The sequence below is a fragment of the Aeromicrobium sp. CnD17-E genome, from assembly GCF_024124745.1.
Classification (GTDB): Bacteria; Actinomycetota; Actinomycetes; order Propionibacteriales; family Nocardioidaceae; genus Aeromicrobium.
The window spans coordinates 1-3,606 of sequence record NZ_JAMXRU010000173.1; the positions used below are offsets into that span (position 1 = coordinate 1).

Annotated in this window: 3 protein-coding genes; all 3 read right to left on the bottom strand. The window is 75.7% G+C overall.

The genetic code is table 11. The features are described 5' to 3' along the window. Positions 1 to 2,352: cobyrinate a,c-diamide synthase (locus NH339_RS17635; protein WP_253027302.1), on the bottom strand; the 2,352-nt coding region annotated here is incomplete at its 3' end. 7 nt (positions 2,353 to 2,359) lie between these two features. Then, on the bottom strand, positions 2,360 to 2,974 hold the full coding sequence (cobO, locus tag NH339_RS17640; RefSeq protein ID WP_253027303.1) for a cob(I)yrinic acid a,c-diamide adenosyltransferase: 615 nt from the start codon (positions 2,972 to 2,974) through the stop codon (positions 2,360 to 2,362). Further along, positions 2,974 to 3,606: VWA domain-containing protein (locus NH339_RS17645; RefSeq protein ID WP_253027304.1), on the bottom strand; the 633-nt coding region annotated here is incomplete at its 5' end. The genes cobO and NH339_RS17645, both read right to left, overlap by 1 nt.

A 3,606-nucleotide genomic window follows, 5' to 3' on the forward strand; every position in this document is an offset into this window, starting at 1 on the left:
GTGCACGCCCGTGCCGACCTCGGCCAGCACGAACGGCGCGGCGGACGGCAGGTGCCGCACGCCGAGGGCGTCGAGGCCGTCGGTGAGCACGGCGCGGTGCTGGGCGACCTGCGACGCACGGCGGGCGGCCTCCGCGCGGGCGTCGTCGGAGGTGCAGGCGACGATCGCGGCGGTGGCGTGCGCCGACACCGACCACGGCGGCTGCTGCGCGCGCAGGTCGGCGACCAGGTCGGCGTCGCCGAGGACGTACCCGGCACGGACGCCGGGGATGCTCCACAGCTTCGTCAGGCTGCGCAGCACCAGCACGCCCGGCAGGCGCGCGTCGGCGAGCGACGCCGACTCCCCGGGCACGGCGTCCATGAACGCCTCGTCGACCACGACGACGCGTCCCGGACGCACCAGCGCCCGCAACGCCCAGGCCGGGTGCAGCACGCCGGTCGGGTTGGTCGGGTTGCCGACGACCACGAGGTCGGCGGCGTCGGGGACGGCATCGGGCTCGAGCGCGAAGTCGTGCCCGAGGAGCACGTGGCGCGGCGTGTGCCCGGCCTGGCGCAGGGCGACGTCGGGCTCGGTGAACTGCGGGTGCACGACCACGGGGTGCTGCCAGGGTCGGGCCCGCGCGAGCAGGGTGAACGCCTCGGCGGCACCGGCCGTGGCCAGCACCTCCTCGACGGGTCGGGTGTGCCGGTGCGCCACGGCCGCCTCGGCCTCCCGCGCGTCGGGGTAGCTGCCGACGCGGTCGAGCGCGCCGCGCAGCGCGTCGTCGAGCCAGGCGGGCCGCAGGCCGTCGTGCACGTTGACGGCGAGGTCGACGAGCCCGTCCGTCGCCTCGACGTCGCCGTGGTGGCGGAGGGGGTCGGTCGCACGACCCTCGTCGTCGCCGAGCCGTTGCCGGGTGGTCTCGATACGCGGCGCACGCTCGTTCCTCGCTGCGCCACTACTCGACCAGCGAGACGCGTGACCAGCGAGGGCCTCCACGCCACAGGGGAGGGCGTGCACCGCTGCGGCGAAGCGGGCGGCCATGCGGGGGTGACCTGCCCAGTGCGTGTGCAGGTAGGAGGCGTGCAGCGTGGGGCTCGCGAAGCCGGCGGGACCGTGGGCGCTCGTCCACGCGACGGTGAGGCCTGCCTCGGGATGGGCGGGCGTCACGTGCGTGCGGTGGAACTCGTGACCCGTGACCCGGCCGCCGGTCGGCGCGAGGAGGTGCTCCTCGGGCGCGACGGCGGTGCGGTAGCCGAGCGTCAGCCGCGGCGTCATGGCGGCGTCCGCGGGCAGGGCACCGACCATCGGGGCGCCGTCGAGCGTGCGGCACAGGTACAGCAGGCCGGCGCACTCGGCGACCGTCGGCACGCCCGCGGCGACGGCGTCGGCGATGGCGTGCCGCAGCGGCTCGTTGGCCGAGATGGTGGCGGCGTGCACCTCGGGGAACCCGCCCCCGAGGTACAGGCCCGACGTGCCCTCCGGCAGCGTCTCGTCGTGCAGCGGGTCGAAGACCCGCACGTCGCAGCCGAGCGCGTCGAGCAGCTCGGCCGTCTCGGCGTACCGGAACGTGAACGACCGGCCGCCCGCCACGGCGACCACCCGGCGCTGCGCCGGCACGTCGGTCGTGTGCGGCGCCGTCTCGGCGACCGGGTCCCACGCCTCGCCGGTGAGCGGCGGCGCGGACTGCGCGATGCGCACGACCTCCTCGAGGTCGACCGCCTTGGCCACCCGCGCGGCGAGCCGGTCGAGCGCGGCCTTGGCGTCGTCGCGCTCCTCCGCCGGCACGAGGCCGAGGTGGCGCGAGGGTGCCACCACCCCGTCGTCGCGGTGCACGATGCCGAGCACCGGCACGCCCGTGCCCTCCAGGGCGCGGACGACCTCGTCGGCGTGCCGGGTGGAGCCCACCTTGTTGAGGATGACGCCGGCCACCCGCACCGACGTGTCGAACGTGACCATGCCGTGCACGAGCGCGGCGATGGACCGCGACGCCGACGACACGTCGACCACCAGCACCACCGGGCTGTGCGTGACGCGGGCGACGTGCGCCGTCGACGCGTACCCGTCGGTGCCGAGCATGCCGTCGTGCAGCCCCATCACGCCCTCGACGACCGCGAGGTCGGAGCCGGCGGCGCCGTGCAGCAGCAGCGGCAGCAGCCGCTCCTCCCCCGCCAGGTGCGGGTCGAGGTTGCGGCCGGGCAGGCCCGTGGCCAGCTCGTGGTAGCCGGGGTCGATGTAGTCGGGGCCGACCTTGTGGCCCGACACGCGGTGGCCCGACCGCGACAGTGCGGCCATGAGGCCGGTCGCGATGGTCGTCTTCCCGTGGCCCGACGCCGGCGCGGCGACCACGAGGCGGGGCAGGTGCGTGCTCACAGGACGCTCACCACTCGATGCCTCGCTGGCCCTTCTGGCCGACGTCCATGGGGTGCTTGACCTTCGTCATCTCGGTGACGAGGTCGGCGACCTCCAGGAGCCGGGGGGCGGCGTCGCGGCCGGTGATCACGACGTGCTGGCGGCCGGGGCGCGACGCGAGCGTGTCGGCGACGTCGTCGACGTCGACCCAGCCCCACGTCATCGGGTAGGTGAACTCGTCGAGCACGTACAGGTCGTGCGTCTCGGTGGCGAGGCGGCGCTTGATCTCGGCCCAGCCCTCGGCCGCGGCGACCGCGTGGTCGTCGTCGGTGCCCGACTTGCGCGACCAGGACCAGCCGGAACCCATCTTGTGCCACTCGACGGGCCCGCCGAGGCCTTCCGTCTCGTGCAGGCGACCGAGGTGCTCCAGCACGCTCTGCTCGCCGACGCGCCACTTGGCGGACTTGACGAACTGGAACACCCCGACCTTCCAGCCCTGGTTCCAGGCCCGCATGGCCAGGCCGAACGCAGCGGTCGACTTCCCCTTGCCCGGCCCGGTGTGGACCATGACGAGCGGACGGTTGCGACGCTGGCGGGTGGTGAGGCCGTCGTCGGGGACGACCAGCGGCTGACCCTGGGGCATCAGGCGGCCTCCTTCACGGCACGGGTGAGGGACTCCGCGCTCACCTCGCCGAGCGGGAGGTGCTGGGCGCCGAGCCGGTCGGCCAGCACGGCGGCGAGGCCGAGCCGGAAGCCACCGGTCTCGCAGTCGACCACGACGGAGGCCACGCGGGTGGCGCGCACGTGGTCGGCGGCGCGGTGGGCGCGGGCGAGCGCGTCGGGGCCCGACGTCGCGCGGCCGTCGGTGACGACGACGAGGAGCGGTCGGCGCAGCGGGTCGCGGATGGCCTCGAGACGCAGGGCGTCGGCAGCCGTCGCCAGGCCCTCGGCGAGCGGCGTGCGGCCTCCGGCGGGCAGCTCCTCGAGCCGGCGCGCGGCGACGTCGACCGACGACGTCGGGGGGAGGTCGAGGGACGCGGACGCACCCCGGAACGTCACGAGCCCGACCTTGTCGCGACGCTGGTAGGCGTCGAGCAGCAGCGACAGCACGGCCGTCTTGACCTGCTCCATCCGGCGCCGCGCGGCCATCGAGCCGGAGGCGTCGACGCACAGCAGCACGAGGTTGGACTCGCGTCCCTCGCGCACGGCCACGCGCAGGTCGGCGGGGCGCAGCAGCACCCGGCCGCCGTCGGCCCGGCCGCGGGCGTGCTGGTG

Bases quoted from the DNA above. Each gene is read 5' to 3' on its own strand.
- cobO (WP_253027303.1), bottom strand. From the start codon at position 2,974: ATGCCCCAGGGTCAGCCGCTGGTCGTCCCCGACGACGGCCTCACCACC.